This window comes from Spirillospora sp. NPDC000708, from assembly GCF_040299565.1.
Taxonomy (GTDB): domain Bacteria; phylum Actinomycetota; class Actinomycetes; order Streptosporangiales; family Streptosporangiaceae; genus Spirillospora.
In genome coordinates this window covers 36,381-53,897 of sequence record NZ_JBEPCJ010000052.1, presented here as the reverse complement: position 1 = coordinate 53,897, position 17,517 = coordinate 36,381, and the positions used below count along the sequence as shown (strand labels likewise).

Annotated in this window: 18 protein-coding genes and 1 tRNA gene; 5 read left to right on the top strand and 14 right to left on the bottom strand. The window is 72.8% G+C overall.

From position 1 onward, the window contains the following. The first annotated feature begins 26 nt into the window (after positions 1-26). Positions 27-1,655: a replication initiator gene (locus ABT299_RS31340; protein WP_500252934.1), complete on the top strand. Its 1,629-nt coding sequence runs from the start codon at positions 27-29 to the stop codon at positions 1,653-1,655. Beyond that, complete coding sequence (locus ABT299_RS31335) at positions 1,655-2,815, top strand: site-specific integrase (RefSeq protein WP_500252933.1); 1,161 nt, start codon at positions 1,655-1,657, stop codon at positions 2,813-2,815. The genes ABT299_RS31340 and ABT299_RS31335 overlap by 1 nt, the downstream gene beginning before the upstream one ends. Before the next feature lie 56 nt (positions 2,816-2,871). On the opposite strand, the gene ABT299_RS31330 is transcribed toward ABT299_RS31335, so the two are convergent. From ABT299_RS31330 to ABT299_RS31295, 8 genes are all read right to left on the bottom strand, one after another. Beyond that, a tRNA-Val gene (locus ABT299_RS31330) sits at positions 2,872-2,946 on the bottom strand. A 113-nt stretch (positions 2,947-3,059) separates the two neighbouring features. Then, complete coding sequence (locus tag ABT299_RS31325) at positions 3,060-4,244, bottom strand: geranylgeranyl reductase family protein (protein WP_500252932.1); 1,185 nt, start codon at positions 4,242-4,244, stop codon at positions 3,060-3,062. A gap of 32 nt (positions 4,245-4,276) precedes the next feature. Further along, positions 4,277-4,924: a dienelactone hydrolase family protein gene (locus ABT299_RS31320; protein ID WP_500252931.1), complete on the bottom strand. Its 648-nt coding sequence runs from the start codon at positions 4,922-4,924 to the stop codon at positions 4,277-4,279. Continuing rightward, a complete protein-coding gene (locus ABT299_RS31315) occupies positions 4,921-5,340 on the bottom strand; it encodes a CBS domain-containing protein (protein WP_500252930.1) in 420 nt (139 codons plus the stop codon). Before ABT299_RS31315 ends, ABT299_RS31320 begins: the two co-directional genes overlap by 4 nt. A gap of 84 nt (positions 5,341-5,424) precedes the next feature. Continuing rightward, positions 5,425-6,333, bottom strand: coding sequence for a proteasome assembly chaperone family protein (locus tag ABT299_RS31310; protein ID WP_206700176.1), 909 nt, complete (start codon positions 6,331-6,333; stop codon positions 5,425-5,427). Positions 6,334-6,432: 99 nt separating this feature from the next. Beyond that, positions 6,433-7,398: a CbbX protein gene (gene cbbX / locus ABT299_RS31305; RefSeq protein ID WP_190862885.1), complete on the bottom strand. Its 966-nt coding sequence runs from the start codon at positions 7,396-7,398 to the stop codon at positions 6,433-6,435. Between the two features lie 20 nt (positions 7,399-7,418). Next, the gene (locus ABT299_RS31300) at positions 7,419-7,847 is read right to left on the bottom strand and encodes a ribulose bisphosphate carboxylase small subunit (protein ID WP_190862883.1); all 429 of its coding nucleotides are present in this window, start codon (positions 7,845-7,847) and stop codon (positions 7,419-7,421) included. A 32-nt stretch (positions 7,848-7,879) separates the two neighbouring features. After that, on the bottom strand, positions 7,880-9,322 hold the full coding sequence (locus ABT299_RS31295; RefSeq protein WP_190862881.1) for a form I ribulose bisphosphate carboxylase large subunit: 1,443 nt from the start codon (positions 9,320-9,322) through the stop codon (positions 7,880-7,882). Positions 9,323-9,523: 201 nt separating this feature from the next. Between ABT299_RS31295 and ABT299_RS31290 the strand changes: the two genes are divergently transcribed. Beyond that, positions 9,524-10,426: a LysR family transcriptional regulator gene (locus ABT299_RS31290; protein ID WP_500252929.1), complete on the top strand. Its 903-nt coding sequence runs from the start codon at positions 9,524-9,526 to the stop codon at positions 10,424-10,426. On the opposite strand, the gene ABT299_RS31285 is transcribed toward ABT299_RS31290, so the two are convergent. Further along, entirely contained in the window at positions 10,389-10,568 is a 180-nt protein-coding gene (locus ABT299_RS31285; RefSeq protein ID WP_190862877.1) for a hypothetical protein, read from the bottom strand. The two genes, ABT299_RS31290 and ABT299_RS31285, sit on opposite strands and share 38 nt — an antisense overlap. Before the next feature lie 180 nt (positions 10,569-10,748). On the opposite strand from ABT299_RS31285, the gene ABT299_RS31280 reads away from it, so the two are divergent. Further along, positions 10,749-11,927 carry a saccharopine dehydrogenase family protein gene (locus ABT299_RS31280; protein ID WP_500252928.1) on the top strand — a complete coding sequence of 393 codons (1,179 nt, stop codon included), beginning with the start codon at positions 10,749-10,751 and terminating at the stop codon, positions 11,925-11,927. Here ABT299_RS31280 and ABT299_RS31275 read toward each other — a convergent pair. Both ABT299_RS31275 and ABT299_RS31270 read right to left on the bottom strand, forming a co-directional pair. Next, positions 11,914-13,119 carry a GAF domain-containing sensor histidine kinase gene (locus tag ABT299_RS31275; protein WP_347256936.1) on the bottom strand — a complete coding sequence of 402 codons (1,206 nt, stop codon included), beginning with the start codon at positions 13,117-13,119 and terminating at the stop codon, positions 11,914-11,916. The genes ABT299_RS31280 and ABT299_RS31275 overlap by 14 nt on opposite strands. After that, positions 13,116-13,772 carry a response regulator gene (locus ABT299_RS31270; protein ID WP_151542498.1) on the bottom strand — a complete coding sequence of 219 codons (657 nt, stop codon included), beginning with the start codon at positions 13,770-13,772 and terminating at the stop codon, positions 13,116-13,118. Before ABT299_RS31270 ends, ABT299_RS31275 begins: the two co-directional genes overlap by 4 nt. 181 nt (positions 13,773-13,953) lie before the next feature. Between ABT299_RS31270 and ABT299_RS31265 the strand changes: the two genes are divergently transcribed. Beyond that, positions 13,954-14,904, top strand: a complete 951-nt coding sequence (locus ABT299_RS31265; protein ID WP_190862923.1) for a phosphoribulokinase — start codon at positions 13,954-13,956, stop codon at positions 14,902-14,904. Positions 14,905-15,241: 337 nt separating this feature from the next. On the opposite strand, the gene ABT299_RS31260 is transcribed toward ABT299_RS31265, so the two are convergent. From ABT299_RS31260 to ABT299_RS31250, 3 genes are all read right to left on the bottom strand, one after another. Continuing rightward, the gene (locus ABT299_RS31260) at positions 15,242-16,300 is read right to left on the bottom strand and encodes a potassium channel family protein (protein WP_500252927.1); all 1,059 of its coding nucleotides are present in this window, start codon (positions 16,298-16,300) and stop codon (positions 15,242-15,244) included. Positions 16,301-16,511: 211 nt separating this feature from the next. Further along, positions 16,512-16,862 (bottom strand): hypothetical protein, encoded by a 351-nt coding sequence (locus tag ABT299_RS31255; protein WP_190862871.1) that lies wholly within the window; start codon positions 16,860-16,862, stop codon positions 16,512-16,514. 73 nt (positions 16,863-16,935) lie between these two features. Continuing rightward, positions 16,936-17,394: a peroxiredoxin gene (locus ABT299_RS31250; protein WP_190862869.1), complete on the bottom strand. Its 459-nt coding sequence runs from the start codon at positions 17,392-17,394 to the stop codon at positions 16,936-16,938. Positions 17,395-17,517: the final 123 nt, after the last annotated feature.

Sequence of the window (17,517 nt, the reverse complement as noted above, 5' to 3'; positions counted from 1 at the left end):
CGGCCGAGTCGACGTCGGAACCGGTGGTGAAGACCCTCGCCCCGCTGGCGCGGGGTGTGCTGGAAGCGGTCGCGGTCGAACACGGCGTGTGCGTCCGGCCCGTCCCGATGCGGCGGGTCGACCTGAACACGGGTGCGGCCGAGGTGGTGTACGTCCCGTGCGGTCACACGCTCGCCTCGGTGTGTCCCTCGTGTGCGGAGCGGAAGCGGAAGCTGAGGGCGGTGCAGTGTCGGCAGGGCTGGCACCTGGCCGATGAGCCCGTCATCACCCGCGCTGACCCGGACAAGGAACAGCGGGCGTGGATGGAGCTGCGGTCGCAGGCGCAAGCGGCTCGTGACCGTGCAGCCGAGGACGGTACGGCGGACGGGGAAGGGCCGGAGTTCTGGGACGCCGTGCTGCGTGACCTCGATATCGAGATCGAACGCACCGGCGTGCGGGGCTCACTCAAGACCGGTGAGGATGCCAGGGGCCGGCGGACCCGGTCGACCCGGCGGCGGCAGGATGCACCGGATCTGCCTCGCCGTCCGGTCGACTCCCGCACGGTCGGCAAGGTGTTCCGGGGCAAGGACGGTAAGACGTTCCGGCCGTCGCTGTTCCTGACCCTGACGCTGGACTCCTACGGGCGGGTCCGCTCGGACGGAACCCCGGTCGACCCGGCTACCTACGACTACGCGCGGGCGGCGCGGGATGCGCTGCACTTCTCCAAGCTGGTGGATCGGTTCGTGCAGAACCTGCGCCGGTTCGTCGGCTATGACGTGCAGTACTTCGCGGCCGTCGAGCCACAGCGGCGGCTTGCTCCGCACCTGCACATGGCGATCCGCGGGACCATCTCCCGCACCGAACTCCGCCAAGTCGTCGCGGCCACCTACCACCAGGTGTGGTGGCCCTCCACCGATCGCGTCGTCTACTCCGGGGATCACCTCCCCGTATGGGATGACGCTGCGGGAGAGAACGGCGGCTACCTCGACCCCACCACCGGCGAAGTCCTCCCGACCTGGGATGACGCGCTGGACGCCATCGGCCTGGACGAGCACGCCGAACCCCTGCACGTGGTGCGGTTCGGGCGCCAGATCGACGCGCAAGGCGTCCTGGCAGACTCGGCGGACTCCCGGCGGTGCATCGGCTACCTGACCAAGTACCTCGTGAAGGGTGTGGCCGAGTGCCACGAAGCGGAGACCCCCGCGCAGCGTGAGCACGTCGACCGGATGGCCGAAGCACTCCGCTACGAGCCCTGCTCTCCGACGTGCGCGAACTGGCTGCGCTACGGCGTCCAGCCCAAGAACCCCCGCAAAGGGATGGCGCCCGGCTACTGCAAGGGCAAGGCACACCGCCGCGAACACCTCGGCTACGGCGGCCGCCGCGTCCTGGTCTCCCGCAAGTGGTCCGGCAAGACGCTCGCCGATCACAAGGCCGACCGGAAGGCGTGGGCGCTGGCTCGGCTGGCTGAGGCGGGCATCCCCGTCTCCAACCCGGCCGACCCGCAAGCGGCCTACGTCTGGGAACGCGCCGGACCCGGCGACCCCGACGTGAGACCGACCGAACATCGGCTCCTCCTCCTGATCAACGAACGCATCCAACGGCGCCGCCAGCTCGACGCCGCGACCCAGAACACGACTCCTGAACTTTCGGCAACTGAGACCAGGAAGGCCGCCTGATGGCGAACAAGAAGGGCAAGCGCCGGTTCGGCAGCATCCGCAAACTGCCCTCGGGGCGCTTCCAGATCAGGTATCCGGGACCGGACGGCAAGCTCCGCTCGAACGGGACCACCTACGCGACCGAGCGTGAGGCCGAACGCGCGCTCTCGCTGGTCGAAGCGAAGCTCGTCACGGGCGACTGGACGGACCCCAAGCGAGCCAAGGTCAAGCTCTCGGAGTACGCGGCCAAGTGGATCACCGAGCGGCCCAACCTGCGGGCTCGAACGGTCGAGATCTACGCGGGGCTCCTCCGCCGCCACATCACGCCGTATCTCGGCAATCTGCCAATCGGGAAGATCGACACGGCGGCCGTCCGGGAATGGCGGGCCACGCTCCTGGAAGCGGGCGTAGGCGCGTCCGAGGTGGCGAAGGCGTACCGGCTGCTGCGGGCCGTGCTGATGACCGCGACCGATGATCTGATCATCGCGCGCAACCCGTGCCGGATCAGAGGGGCCGGCGAAGAGAAGCCGGACGAGCGGCCGGTCCTCACGGTCGCCCAGGTCTTCAAGCTGGCCGAGATGGTTCCGGATCACTTGCGTGCTCTCGTGCTCCTCGCGACGTTCGCGAGTCTGCGGTGGGGCGAGGTCGCAGCGCTCCGGCGCATGGACCTGGACCTCAACGCGCGTACGGTGACCGTCCGGCAAGCACAGGTCGAGTTGGACACGGGCGAACTGATCATCGGGCCGCCCAAGTCACGGGCGGGCCTGCGGACGGTGGCACTCCCCCGAGCGGTCATCCCTTACCTGCGGCGGCATCTCGGCAACTTCACCGACCCCGAACCCGAAGCGCTGATCTTCACCGGTAAGCGCGGCGGCGTGCTGCGGCGGGCCAACTTCCGGCGGGCGACCAAATGGACCGAGACCGTGGCCAAGCTCGGTGTCCCCGACCTGCACTTTCATGATCTTCGGCACACCGGAAACACTTTCGCGGCGGACTCCGGCGCATCCCTCCGTGACCTCATGGAACGGATGGGTCATGACAGCGTGCGGGCCGCGCTGATCTACCAGCACCGGACGGCGGGCGGGAACCGCGCGATCGCTCAGGCGATAGACGACAAGATCAACAACGAGAACCCGGATGACGACGACGGGACCGCCGGAGGGCTCGCGCGCGTCGGCTAATGGCACGCTAATGGCACGAAGACCCCGTTCCTAGATCAGGAACGGGGTCTTTTGGCTGGTGGGCGCGGACGGTTTCGAACCGCCGACTCCTCGCTTGTAAGGCGAGTGCTCTACCCCTGAGCTACGCGCCCGCGTGCTCGTGACCGGGAAAGCGTACCCGGTTCGGCGGGACGATCGCGAAACGGTGCGGCGGATGCGGACGTCCGTGACCTCGGGGTGGGCGCCGGGGCCGGGGCGGCGCGGTTCAGGAGGCGGGGGCGAGGCGGGTGAGGGCGGCGGCGAGGCGGTCGGCGGACGGGTCGGCGAGGTTGCCGAGGAGCTTGAGCGCGAAGCGCATCAGCGCCGGGTTGCCGAGGCCGGCGCGGGTGGCGGCGCGCATGACGCGGGGGTTCTCGATGGCGCGGGCGAAGGCGCGGCCGAGGGTGAAGGGGCGGCCGTTGGCCTGGCGGATCGCGGACGGGTAGGTGTACAGGATCCGTTCGCGCCGGCCGGGGGTGGGGGCGGCGAGGGCGGTCGTGATGGTCTCGGCGGCGATGCGGGCGGCTTCGAGGGCGTAGGCGATGCCCTCGCCGTTGGACGGGTTGATCATGCCTCCGGAGTCGCCGGTGAGCAGGAGGCCGGGGAGGTAGTGGGGGCGGCGGGTGTAGCCCATGGGGAGGGCGGCGCCGCGGAGGGGGGACGTGGCGTTCTGTTCGGTGAAGCCCCAGTCGGGCGGTGTGCGGGCGAGCCAGCCGTCCAGGAGGCGGCGGTAGTCGGCGTGCGCGGTGCGGAGGAGGGCGACGCCGACGTTGCAGGTGCCGTCCCCCATTCCGAAGACCCACCCGTATCCGGCGGGGACGAGGTCGAGCCACGCTTCGAGGTACGGGTCGTCGTGGCGGGGGCTGCGGTAGTAGCGGCGGGCGGCGGTGCCGATGGGGCGGTCGCGGCGGGGGTGCAGGCCGAGGGCGACGGAGAGGCGGGAGGACGCGCCGTCGGCGGCGACGACGACCGGCGCGCGGTGGTCGCCGGCGTCGGTGCGGACGCCGGTGACGCGGCCCGTCCGGTCCCGGAGCGGGGCGGTGACCTTGGTGTTCTGCGACAGGGTCGCTCCGGCGGCGACCGCGCGGCGGGCCAGGATCTCGTCGAAGTCGTGGCGGGTGCGGGTCAGGCCGAAGGGCGGGTAGGCGCCGTCGGACGGCCACGGCAGTTCGAGGAGGCGGTCGCCGGCGATCAGGCGGAGCCCGCGGTTGCGGAACCAGCCGGGGGCGTCGATGTCGACGCCGAGGTCCAGGAGTTCGCGGACGGCCCGCGGCGTCAGGCCGTCGCCGCAGACCTTCTCGCGGGGGAACGCGGACTTCTCCAGCACGTGGACGTCGAGTCCGGAGCGGGCGAGGTGGCAGGCGGCGGCCGAGCCGGCCGGCCCGGCTCCGACCACGATGACGTCGGGCATGCCGACATCGTGCCCCGGCGGCCGGTTCCGAATCAGGCCCCGTGGTCGAGGTGGCGGTTGAACCAGTCGGCGGCCCGCATGGTGACCTCCTCCAGCGCGCCCGGCTCCTCGAACAGGTGGGTGGCGCCGGAGACGATGTGCAGTTCGGCGACGTCCAGGTGCTGCCGGGCCTGCTCGTTGAGCGCCAGCACCTCGGGGTCCGCGCCGCCGACGATCAGCAGGACGGGCGCCCGCACCCGCGGCAGCGACGGGCCGGCGAGGTCGGGCCTGCCGCCCCGCGACACCACGGCGCCGACGTCGGGCCGGGCCGCCGCGGCGGCGAGCGCCGCCGCCGCGCCCGTGCTGGCGCCGAACAGCCCGATCCGCAGCCCCGCGGTGTGCGGTGCGGACTCCAGGCCCTCGGCCAGCGCGTCGACGGTGCCGATCAGCCGCGACGTCAGCAGCTCGATGTCGAAGCGGAGCGCGGCGGTGACCCGGTCGACCTGCTCCTCCTCCTCGGTCAGCAGGTCCAGCAGCAGCGTGCCGATCCCGGCGGCGTTCAGGCCCTCGGCGACCGCGCGGTTGCGGGGGCTGAGCCGGGAGCTGCCGCTGCCGTGCGCGAACACCACCATGCCCGCCGGGTCGTCCGGGATCGCCAGGTCGCCGTTCAGCTCGGCGTCCGGGAGCCGCAGCGTGATCATGTGTTGGGGGGTTCCGCGCTGATGTCGGCGAGCGCCGAGCGCTCGTCGCGCTGGACCGCGAGATCGCCGATGGACACCATCCCGATCGGGCGGTCGCCGTCGACGACGGGGAGCCGCCGGACGGCGTGCCGGCGCATCAGCCGGACGGCCGCGTCGGCGTCCTCCTCCGGCGCCACCGTGACCATGTTGGTGCTGCAGATGTCGCCGACCGTGGTGGCGCCGACGTCCTTCTGGACGGCGACGGCGCGGACGACGATGTCGCGGTCGGTGACCAGCCCCCGCAGGCGTCCCTCGTGGACCACCAGCACGTCGCCGATGCCGTGCCGGCGCATCAGGTCGCTCACCGTGATCAGGGTGGTGTCCGGGGACACCGCCACCGGCACCGGCGTCATCACTTCGTTCACTCTCTGGGCCATGGGCGAGCCTCCCCCCTCCGGGGCTCGCCTACCCAGCGCCCGCGCGGATATGTCCGACACTTCCGAGCGGACGCCCCGGCGGGGTCAGGACGAGGAGTCCGGGCCCTCCTGCTCGGCCAGGAACCGCTCGAACTGCGCGCCGAGCTCGTCGGCGGTCGGCATGTCCTGCGACTCGGCGAGCAGGCTGTCGCGCTCGGCGGCGCCGGCGAACGCGTCGTACTGCTGCTCCAGCGCCCGCACGACCTTCTCGACCTCGGCGTTGCCGTCGACCTGCTCGGCGATGTCGGCGTCGGTGGCCGCGGCGGCCTCGCGGAGCCGCTCGGTCGGCAGCACCAGCCCGGTCGCGGCGACGACCTGCTCCAGGGCGGCGACCGCGGCGGCCGGGTAGGCGGACTGGGCCAGGTAGTGCGGGACGTGCACGGCGAGGCCGAGCGCGTCGTGCCCCGCCTCGCCGAGCCGCAGCTCCAGCAGCCCGGCGGCGCTGCCGGGCACCTGCACCTTGTCGAACCAGGTGTTGCGGGTGATCAGTTCGGGGCGGGTGGCGTGCGAGGTGACGCCGACCGGGCGGGTGTGCGGCACGCCCATCGGGATGCCGTGGAAGCCGACGACGAGCCCCACGTCCAGCCGCTTCACCAGGTGCACCACGGACTGCGTGAAGCCCTCCCAGAGCCGGTCGGGCTCCGGACCGGACAGCATCAGGAACGGGCTCCCGACGTCGTCGCGGAGCAGCCGCACCACCAGTTCGGGCGCGTCGTAGGACGCCCAGTGGTCGCGGTCGAAGGTCATCGTCGGGCGGCGGGCCCGGTAGTCGATCAGCGAGTCGACGTCGAAGCGGGCGATGACGCGGTGCTCCAAGGCCTCCAGGAGGTGCTCGCGCACGAGCTGCCCGGTGGATCCGGCGTCCACGAAGCCGTCGAGGCTGTGCAGCAGCACCGGGCCGGTCATCTCCGGCAGGTCGGTGTCCAGCTCGTACAGATCCTCAGGGTTCAGCAACTTCTCCCCCACATCTCCATGTCGATGGTCTCAACACTAGGACATGCGGAGGCGAATCCCTTGATTCACTGTGATCGGCGTCTCACCCGCCGTCCGCCGTCACTGGAACACCCGGCTGGTGAGGAAGTCGTCCGGTTCCAGGGTGGTCAGGGCGGCGCGGTCCACCTCTCCTGCGGCGGCCAGGAGGCGGTTGGCGTGGCGGAGGCGCGCGCGCTCGATCGCGTTGCGGACGGACCGGGCGTTGGCGAAGCGCGGCTGGACGCGGCGCCGGTCGAGGTAGTCGCGGAAGACGGGTTGGGTCTCCGGCGCTAGGACGTACCCTTCGCGCTCCATCATCAGGTGCCCGATCGCCTCCAGCTCGTCCGGCTTGTAGTCGGGGAAGTCGATGTGGTGGGCGATGCGGGAGCTCATGCCGGGGTTGGACGAGAAGAAGGAGTCCATGCGGTCCTTGTAGCCGGCCAAGACGACGACGAGGTCGTCCCGCTGGTTCTCCATGACCTGGAGCAGGATCTCGATGGCCTCCTGCCCGTAGTCGCGCTCGTTCTCGGCCCGGTACAGGTAGTACGCCTCGTCGATGAACAGGACGCCGCCCATCGCCCGCTTGAGGACCTCCTTCGTCTTCGGCGCGGTGTGGCCGACGTACTGGCCGACGAGGTCGTCGCGGGTGACGGAGACGAGGTGGCCCTTGCGGATGTAGCCGAGCCGGTGGAGCAGCTCGGCGAGCCGGACCGCGACGGTCGTCTTCCCGGTTCCGGGGCTGCCGGTGAAGCACATGTGCAGGTTCGGGCGTCCGGAGTCGATGCCGAAGCGCGCGCGGACGCGGTCCACCAGCAGCAGCGCGGCGATCTCCCGGATGCGGGTCTTCACCGGGGCGAGGCCGACGAGTTCGGCGTCGAGGGCGTCCAGGACCTCGTCGGCGTGCGAGTCGGCGCGCTCCTTGGCGAGGTCGACGCGGGCGCCGGGGGGCAGCGTCGGCGGCGGGGCGGACGGGGCCGGCGGGGCAGGCTCCCCGGCGGCGGGAGCCTGGGGTGGGGCCGCCGGGGAGCCGTTTTCGGAGGGTCGCATGCCGAATCCGGGACGGTCGCTCAACGCGGGTCCCCGTAGCGCTCGCCTTCGGGACGGTCCGTCGCGTAGGAGTGCAGCGTGTACCGGATGCGCCGGTCGGAGGTCTCCTCGCGGTCCAGGCGGAAGCCGGGCTCCACGGGCGGCCGCTGCACGATGAACGACAGCGCGGTGGTCTGGCGCCCGTAGTTCGCGTCGTAGGCGTTCAGCCGGACGTAGTGGTTCGGGTACGCCTTGCGGCATTCCTTCACCTCGTACAGGACGCCGGCGGGGTCGGCGAGGTCGAACATGGGCAGCCCCCACATCTCCCAGTAGGAGTTGCGCGGGTGCGGGTCGTCGGTGAACTCCACCGAGCAGGGCCAGCCCTGGTCCAGGGCGTAGGCGACCTGCTTGGTGATCTCCTCGTCGGTCAGCTCGGGCAGGTAGGAGAAGGTGCCTTGGGTGATCCGCATGTCACACGCTCCGAGGTTGGGGGTGGGTCCCGTCAGGGGGTCGGCGAGAACACAGCGGTCTCGACGGCGTCGGGGGTGTCGGTGGAGGCGTAGGTGAAGGTGATGTCGCCCCAGGTGGACAGGGCGATGTCCAGCTCGCGGCTGTTCTTGGCGGCGGCGCGCAGGATGTCGGGGCCCTCGGTGAGGTAGTCGCGGCCCTCGTTCCGCGCTTTGATCATCGCTTCGAGCGCGACGCGGTTGGCGGTGGCGCCGGCGGCGATGCCCATCGGGTGGCCGATCGTCCCGCCGCCGAACTGCAGGATCGAGTCCTCGCCGAGGTAGTGCAGGAGCTGGTGCATCTGCCCGGCGTGGATGCCGCCGGACGCGACCGGCATGCAGCCCGGCAGCGACGCCCAGTCCTGGTCGAAGTACAGGCCCTTCACGGGGTCGGCGGGCACGTGGTCGAGGCGGAGGGTGTCGTAGTAGCCGCGGACGCTGTTGGGGTCGCCCTCCAGCTTCCCGACGACCGTCCCGGCGTGGATGTGGTCGACGCCGGCGAGCCGCATCCACTTGGCGATGACGCGGAAGTTCACGCCGTGGTTCTTCTGCCGCGTGTAGGTGGAGTGCCCGGCGCGGTGCAGGTGCAGGATGACGCCGTTGCGGCGCGCCCACTTCGCCATCGACTGGATCGCCGTGTACCCGATGGTGAGGTCGATCATCACGATGACGCTGCCGAGGTCCTTGGCGAACTCGGCGCGCTCGTACATGTCCTCCATCGTCGCGGCGGTGACGTTGAGGTAGTGGCCCTTGACCTCGCCCGTCGCGGCCTGCGCGCGGTTGACGCCCTCCATGCAGTACAGGAACCGGTCGCGCCAGCGCATGAACGGCTGGGAGTTGATGTTCTCGTCGTCCTTGGTGAAGTCGAGGCCGCCGCGCAGCGCCTCGTAGACGACGCGCCCGTAGTTGCGGGCCGACAGGCCGAGCTTCGGCTTGACGGTCGCGCCGAGCAGCGGGCGCCCGAACTTGCCCAGGTACTCGCGCTCCATGACGATGCCGTGCGCCGGTCCCTGGAACGTCTTCACGTAGTGGGTCGGGATCCGCATGTCCTCCAGGCGCAGCGCCTTCAGCGCCTTGAACCCGAAGACGTTCCCGATGATGGACGACGTCAGATTCGCGATCGACCCCTCCTCGAACAGGTCGAGGTCGTAGGCGATGTAGGCGATGAACTGGTTCTCCTGCCCCGGAACCGGCTCCACCTTGTAGCACTTGGCCTGGTAGTTCTCGTAGGAGGTGAGCCGGTCGGTCCACACGACCGTCCAGGTGGCGGTGGACGATTCGCCCGCGACGGCGGCGCCGGCCTCCTCCGGTGGGACGCCCGGCTGCGGCGTGATCCGGAAGGCGGCGAGCACGTCGCTGTCCTTCGGCTCGTAGTCGGGCTTCCAGTAGCCCATCTCCGCATAGGGGATCACGCCCGCCGACCATCTGCCCGAACTCATCGCCGATCTCCTTCGCGTGCTGGGCGGGACGCGGCGGCTCCGTCCCGCGAAAGGACGGCATGCCCAGGGGAATGGGGGCGGAGCGCCGCGTTCCGGCCACGTGGAACCGTGACGCGTCGAGCTTCGCCTCCCGACACTTGCGCTGTCCATCAAGTGTTCTACGGTGACCATCAAGCATTCACTTGAACGAGGAGGCGGGACGTGACGGAGGCGCGGCTGCGGACGTTCGTCGCTCTCGCCGACACCGGGTCCGTGCGGGCGGCGGCGCTCCGGCTGTACGTGACGGAGTCGGCGGTGTCGGCGGCGGTGTCCGCGCTCACCCGCGACCTCGGCGTCCCGCTCGTCCGGCGGGTGGGGCGCGGTGTCCGGCTCACCCCGGCCGGGACCGTGTACGCCGGGTACGCGCGGCAGGTGCTCGGCCTGCTGGAGGAGGGGCGGGCGGCGGCGCGGGGCGCGGCCGATCCGGGGCGCGGGCCGCTGCGGCTGGCGGCGGTGACGACCGCCGCCGACCAGGTCCTGCCCGAGCTGCTCGCCTCGTTCCGGACGCGCTGGCCCGACGTCGAGCTGGCGCTGGAGGTGGGGCCGCGGCGGCAGGTGTGGAGCAGCCTCGCCGCGCACCAGGCCGACCTCGTCCTCGCGGGCCGCCCGCCGGCCGACGCCGCCGCGACGGTGCTGGCGACGCGTCCGAACGAGCTGGTGGTGGTCGGCGCCCCGGCGGTCGCCGACGGCTTCTCCCTGGCCCGGACGCCGTGGGTGATGCGCGAGCCGGGGTCGGGGACGCGGGCGTCGGCGGACGCCTACCTGACCGAGCGGGAGGTCGCGCCGCCCCGGCTCGTCCTCGGCTCGAACGGCGCGGTGATCGCGGGCGCGGCGGCCGGGCTGGGGGTGGCGCTGGTGTCGCGGGACGCGGTCGGCGCGGAGCTGGCCGCGGGGCGGCTCGTGGTGGTCGGCGCGCCGGGGATGCCCCTCGACCGCCCGTGGCACGCCGTCGCGGGCGCGGCGCCGACCCCGACGACGCTGCTGTTCGTCCGGCACCTGCTGGACGCGCCCGGATGGGCGGCCCCGGCTAGGGCAGGCTCCACAGGGGCACCGACAGCAGGATGAGGCTCACGCCGATCAGCGCGACGGCCACGGACCGCCCGCCGTCCCCGCCGCCGGGCACCGCCGCCGGACGCAGGACGCCGAGGAGGGACCAGCAGAGGCAGAGCACGGCGCCGGCGTCCATCGCCACGGCCAGCCCGATCACGCCACCATCCCCCTCTTTTCGTAGGGGCCAACACTAGGGCATACACGGCATGGGTCGCGCACGCGAAGAATCCGAGTGCAGTCGCTCACACCGGCGGCACGAGGCGCCCATGGCGGGGAGGCGACACGACAGAATCATGTTCGGTACAGATCCACGCTCGGTACCGGGAGAGGTGCGGCCATGACCACCGACCGTCCGTACGACATCGTGCTGTTCGGCGCCACCGGCTTCACCGGCGCCCTGACCGCCGAGTACCTGGCCGGGCACGCCGACCCGGGCACGCGCTGGGCGCTGGGCGGACGCAACCAGGCCAAGCTCGCCGCCGTCCGCGACCGGGCCGCCGCGATAGACCCGGCCTGCGCGGACCTGCCGCTGCTGCACGCCGACACCACGGACCCGTCCTCCATCGAGGAGATCGCGAGGTCGGCCAAGGTCGTCATCACGACGGTCGGCCCGTACGTCCAGTACGGCGAGCCTCTGGTCGCGGCGTGCGCGCGCGCCGGGACCGACTACGTCGACCTCACCGGCGAGCCCACGTTCGTCGACCGGATGTACCTCAAGTACCACGACGAGGCGGTCCGCTCCGGCGCCCGAATCGTCCACGCCTGCGGGTTCGACTCGATCCCGCACGACCTCGGCGCCTACTTCACCGTCAAGCAGCTGCCGGAGGGCGTCCCGCTGCACGTCGAGGGGTTCCTGCGCGTGCACGGCGACGCGTCGGGCGGCACGATCGCCTCCGCGGTCGGCATCTTCGCCGACGTGACCGGCATGGTGCGCGCCGAGCGCGAGCGGCGCCGCGCCGAGGGGCGGCCGGAAGGCCGGCGGGTCAGGATCTCCCGGCGGCCCGCGCCGCGGGCCCGCGTCGGCGGCGGCTGGACGCTCCCGCTGCCGACCATCGACCCGCAGATCGTCACGCGGTCCGCCGCCGCGCTCGACCGGTACGGCCCGGACTTCTCCTACGGCCACTACCTGGCGGTCAAGCGGCTGCCCGTCGCCGCCGGGATGGCGGTGGGCTCCGGCGCCCTGCTCGCGCTCGCGCAGCTCCCGCCCACCCGGTCGCTGCTGCTGCGGCTCCGCGCGCCGGGCGAGGGACCGTCCCCGGAGCGCCGCGCCCGCAACTGGTTCAGCGTGAAGTTCGTCGGCGAGGGCGGCGGGAGGCGGGTCGTCACCGAGGTCGCGGGCGGCGACCCCGGCTACGGCGAGACCGCGAAGATGCTCGCGCAGTCCGCGCTGTGCCTCGCCCACGACGACCTGCCGAAGACGGCCGGGCAGGTGACCACGGCCACCGCGATGGGCGACGCGCTGATCGCGCGGCTCACCGCCGCCGGCATCGCCTTCCGGGTGCTCAGCCGGAAGTAGCGCGCCCGGTGCGGCCGCGGCCCGGGACGGGGATGACCGCCTCGACGGTCGTGCCGACCCCGGGTCGGCTGGTGACGGTGACGCGGCCGCCCAGCAGCTCGGCGCGCTCGCGCATGCCGCGCAGCCCGTAGGAGTCGGTGCGCCGGGTCCGCTCCGCGCGCGCGCCTTGCGCGAACACCTCGCGCACCGCGAACCCCGTGCCGTCGTCGGTGACCTTCAGCCGGACCCGGTCGCTCGCGTGCTCCAGCAGCAGGTCCACGCACGTCGCCGACGCGTGCCGCAGGCTGTTGCCGACCGCCTCCTGCGCGATCCGGTACAGCGCGGTCTGCACGTGGTCGGGCAGTTCCTCCTCCAGCTCGCCCTCCACGGTCACGCTGACGTCGATCACGCCGGACGGTCCCGGGCCGTCCCCCGCCTCGCGGGCGAGCGTCGCCAGCGCCGCGGACAGGCCGAGGTCGTCCAGCACGGGCGGCCGCAACCCGCCGATCGCGGCGCGCGTCTCCGCCGCCGCCAGCTCGCACAGCTTCCGCGCGACCATGATCTGCGCGAGCCCCTCCGGATGGTGCTCGGGCAGCGCCCGCTCGGCCGCCGACAGGTGGAAGCCGAGGCTGGCCAGCCGCTGCGCGATGCCGTCGTGGATCTCCCGGCTCAGCCGGGACCGCTCGGCCTCCTGCGCCTCGACGGCCCGCTCGGCGAACCGCTCGGCGGCGTGCTCGCGCTCGCGGGCCGCCCGCAGCCGCCGGCACGAGCACAGCACCGGGGCGAACAGCTCCGCCAGCGCGGTGACGAGCGCAACGTCGTCATCCGGGCACGGGCCTGCGGAGCGGACGTCCACCACCGCGATCGTGGTGTTCCCGCTGCGGACGGGGATCGCGACGCCTCGTCCGTCCGTGTGTGCGCGGGCACGACCGTGCGCGGCCACCCAGCCGACGTCGCCCTCCCCCAGCGGGACGGCCGGGCCCGCCGACCATTCCAGCGCCCGCTCCTCGTCGTCCAGTACGTAGACGTCGCAGAACGTCAGCGCGCGCGCCGAGCGGACGACCAGCCCGGCCAGTTCCTCGGCCATCCGCGGCAGCTCGCGGTCCGAGCAGGCCACCGCCACGATCCGGATGAGCAGGTCGTTGCCGCGCCCGGCGAGCAGTTCCGCCGGTGAGGCCGGCGACGCGGGTGAGGCCGGCGACGGCGGCGTCACCGGAACAGCCCCTCGCGCAGCGCGACCGCGATCGCCGCGGACCTGTCGGTGACCTCGAGCTTGCGGTACAGCGCCCGCAGGTGGCTCTTCACCGTCTCCTCGCTGAGCACCAGCCGGGCCGCGATCGCCTTGTTGGACAGCCCGCCGACCAGCAGCGACAGCACCTCGCTCTCGCGCTGCGTCAGCCCCCGGTTCGCGCCGGGCCAGAACTCGCCGCGGGTCAGCCGGGCCGCCGTCACCGCCATCCGCCCGGCGAGCGTCGGGTCGACGACGGTCTCGCCCTGCGCGACCTCCTCCAGGCGCCGCACCAGCTCCGGGCCGTCCACCCGTTTCAGCAGGTAGCCGCCCGCCCCGGCGCGCAGCGCCTCGAAGACGTACTGCTCGTCGTCGTAGACCGACAGGAACACCACCCGCGCCTCGGGGACGCGGCCGGTGAGCAGCCGGCACAGGTCGAGGCCGCTCTCGGGGCCGAGCCGCACGTCCAGCAGGACGACGTCGGGGCGCAGCGTGGTGACCAGGCGGGTGGCCTCCTCCCCCGTCCCCGCCTGCCCGACGACGCGCACCCGCCCGGCGAATCCGGCCAGCATCGCCTGGAGTCCGGCGAGGATCATCTCGTGGTCGTCCACCAGGACGACGCGTACGGGGGCGCCCATTCCGGCACGATAACAACCCGAAGCTACTCACCAGTAGCCCCGCCGCGGCCGGGCCTCCCGCCATCTCACCCCCGCTCTCACCCGACCGGGGGACGCACCCGCGCCGCGACCGCCGTACTCTCCCTGTCGAAAACGGGATTCCGCAGGACGGAGGAGCAAGGTGCCCCATCGGATCGTGCATATGCTCCGGGCGCGCGGGTCGGGCCGCCGCCCCGTCATGCTCGCCATCGCCGGAGACAGCGCCGCGGGCAAGACCACACTGACCAGGGGGCTTGTACGGTGCCTGGGGGCCGAGCGGATGACGGCCGTCTGCGTCGACGACTACCACCGCTACGACCGGGCCGAGCGCGCCGGGAAGCCGTTCACGGCGCTGCACCCCGACTGCAACCACATCGACATCATGGAGCAGCACCTGCAGCTGCTCTCGATGGGCGAGCCGATCCTCAAGCCCGTCTACGACCACGCCACCGGCGAGCTCGTCCGGCCGGAACTGGTCGAGCCGCGCGACTTCGTGATCGTCGAGGGCCTGCTCCCCCTGCACACCCGGCTCGCCCGCGCCTGCTTCGACATCACCGTCTACCTGGACCCGCCCGAGCCGCTCCGGCACTCCTGGAAGGTCCGCCGCGACTGCGACAAGCGCGGCTACAGCCCCGAGCAGGTCATGGCCGAGCTCGCCCGCCGCGAGCCGGAGAGCGCCGCCTACATCCGGCCGCAGCGCAAGTACGCCGACATCGTCGTGCGGTTCGCGCCGGTCGAGGGCCGGCTCGACCCGCCCGGCACCCCGCTGTCCGCCGAGCTGCTGCTGCGCCCCACGATCGACCACCCCGAGCTCGCCGACGTGCTGGACGGCGCGTCCGGCGACGCCGACAAGCTGCTGCACCTGCGCCTGCACCGCGACGACGACGGGCGTCCCGTCGACGCCCTGCACGTGCACGGCTACGTCTCGCCCGAGGAGTCCCAAGTGGTGAAGAAGGCCATCTGGGAGCGCCTCGGCGCCCGCGCGGGAGCCGGCCTGCCCGACCCCGACGCCCTGGGCCGCCTGGGCGACGCCGGCACCAGCGACCCCCTGGCCATCACCCAGCTCCTCCTGCTCTACCACCTGCTCGACGCCGACCACCGCCAGGCGGCGTGAGACCCCGCGGGCGCGCGGGGAGGCCCCGGGGCTTGACCTGTGCCTCGGGCCGCGCGCACCGCGGCGGCCGGGAGAGCGCCCCCAGCGGGCGCGAGGGGCGCTCTCCTGGTCCTTTGCATTGCCCTTGGCGTCAGGCGCTGGGGCGCCTTCCTTCGGCGGGCAATGCGTGCGATCGCTGCATCGCTCCGACTCGCCCTGGGGGCTCGCTGCGCGATCGAGTTCTCGCAAGCTCGAACTCGGCTTCGCACGCGATCGCCAGGTTCCGGTCCGCGACGGCTGAGGTCAGGGACGGTCCAGTGCGGGCGGGTGCGGGGCTGAGGACGGAAATCGCCGGAGGCTAAAGCTCGTGCCAGGGGATCTGGGGCCGGTCGGGGGCGACGACCGCCAGGGACTGGCCGCCGCGGACCAGCTCGCCCGGGTCGGACGTCAGCCGGAACCGGGCGTTCGGACGGTGCGACTCGCCGACGGCGAGCAGGGTGCTGCCGCGGCGCAGCAGGAAGATCGCCACGTCCAGGCGCGGCCACTCGCCGGCGCCCTCGGGGACGTCCACGCGGTACAGGGTGCCGTCGGCGTCGAGCGTGCTGGCGAGGTTGTGGTAGATCGCGGCGACACCGGGGTTGCGGATCGCGACGGCGACCACGGCGGGGTCGTCGATGTCGACCGGCTCGATGTCCGGGCCGACGAGGGCGAGCGCCTCGGTGATCTCGGCGCGGCGGCCGCCGTCGTGCACGCCCGCCAGCAGGTGGACGGGCGGCTCCCCGTGCCGCCGCAGGTAGGCCGAGACGCCCAGCATCACCCGGACGGTCTCGTCGTCGGTGCGGCCGACCACCACGACCGTCCGCGCCGCCTCCATGCAGGCCCTCTGGTAGGCGGTGTCGTCGAAGGCGACCACGTCGTACAGCTCAGGGTCGGGGTTCTCGCCGGTCAGCTCGCCTGGCCAGAAGACCGTGACGACCGGGGTACGCGCGAACGCCGGGTCGGCGCGCAGCTGGGTGATGATGGCGCGCAGCCCGTCCCGCTCGTACCCGACGACCACGATGTGCCGCTTGACGTGCAACTGCGCCTGGCCGTTGGCCCGCATCGTCCTGCCCCTCGCCATCCAGAGCGTCAGCTCGGCGAACAGCACGAGCCCCGCGGTGAGCCCGGCCACGATCACGAGCACGCCGCCGATCCGGCCGCCCGTCGAGGACGGGTAGAGGTCGCCGTAACCGGTGGAGGTGCCGCTGACGACGAAGTACCAGATGTAGTTCCAGGGCCGCTTGATCTCGGCGCCGGGCTTCTCGAACACCGCGATCAGCAGCCAGCCGACCCCGAACGCCGCCAGCAGCACCAGGGCGGGCGCGCGCCAGGACCGCGCCGCCACGCGGTGCGCCAGCCGCAGCAGGATGATCGGCATTCGCGCAGCGTGCCAGCAGGCGAAATACCGCGTCAAGCCCGGAAATGCCCTGGAATGCTCTTGGATGCGACCACGGTGCGTGACCGGACCGCGCGGATGGCCGGAGGCGGCCATCCGCCGGGCTCCCACCGGTCGGCCTCGGGCCGGCCCGCCGGACGCTCGCCGGAGACCCGCCGGTCAGCCGGTCGGACGCTCGCCGGAGACCCGCCGGTCAGCCGGCCGGGCCGCGCCGCAGGACGCGGCTCAGCGCCGCCGCGACCTCCTCCGACAGCCCGCGGTCGTCCCGGCGTCCCGCGCTCGACGGCACCAGGTCGGCCGGTCGGGGATCGTCGCGGACCGCCTCCCGGGTGTGGCCGCAGTCGCGGCACTCGACCTCGCCGAGCCGGCAGACCAGCGCGGCGGAGCCGCAGACCGCGCAGCGGTCGAGATCGTCCGCCCAGTCGTGGGCGGTCTGGCAGCCGGGGCAGACCAGCACCTGGTGGTCCGCCCGGACACCGCGCCTCCACGGGCTCGCCCCGCGCACGGGGTCGGTCTGCCGCGCCCCGCAGCGGAAGCAGGGCATCACACCTCCAGGGGTGCGGGGACCGGAACCGGCCGCGGGACGCCGCCGCACGGCCGGGACCGGCCCGTTTCGCTCAGAGTCCGGCGAGCGCCTTGCGGTACTCGTCCAGGTCGCGTGCGTCCGGGATGGCGTTCACGACCTTCCAGCGGACCACGCCCTGCGCGTCGATGATGAAGGTGCCGCGCAGCGCGAGCCCCTTCTCCTCGTCGAACACGCCGTAACGCTGCGCCGTCCCGCCGTGCGGCCAGAAGTCCGACAGCAGCGGGAACTGGTACTTCTCCTGCTCGGCCCAGGCGCGCAGCGCGAACACCGAGTCGACCGACACGGCCAGCACCTGCACGTCGTCGCCGCCGAGGGTGGGCAGCTCGTCCCTGATCTGGCAGAGCTCGCCCGTGCACACGCCGCTGAACGCCAGCGGATAGAACACGAGGACGACGGTCTTCTCGCCCCGGAAGTCCGACAGCTTCACCGGTGTGCCGTGCTGGTCCTTCAGCTCGAAGTCCGGTGCGCTGTCGCCTACCTCAACCGACAAAGCCTCTCCCGCGGATCGTCCCCGCCCGGGCGGGGGTGTGGGCGCCCCCACGGGCGTGGGGACGGGCCCAGTCTGCCACCCGCCGCCGGAGCCGGACGGCCCGGTCGCCCGCCGCCTCGGCGG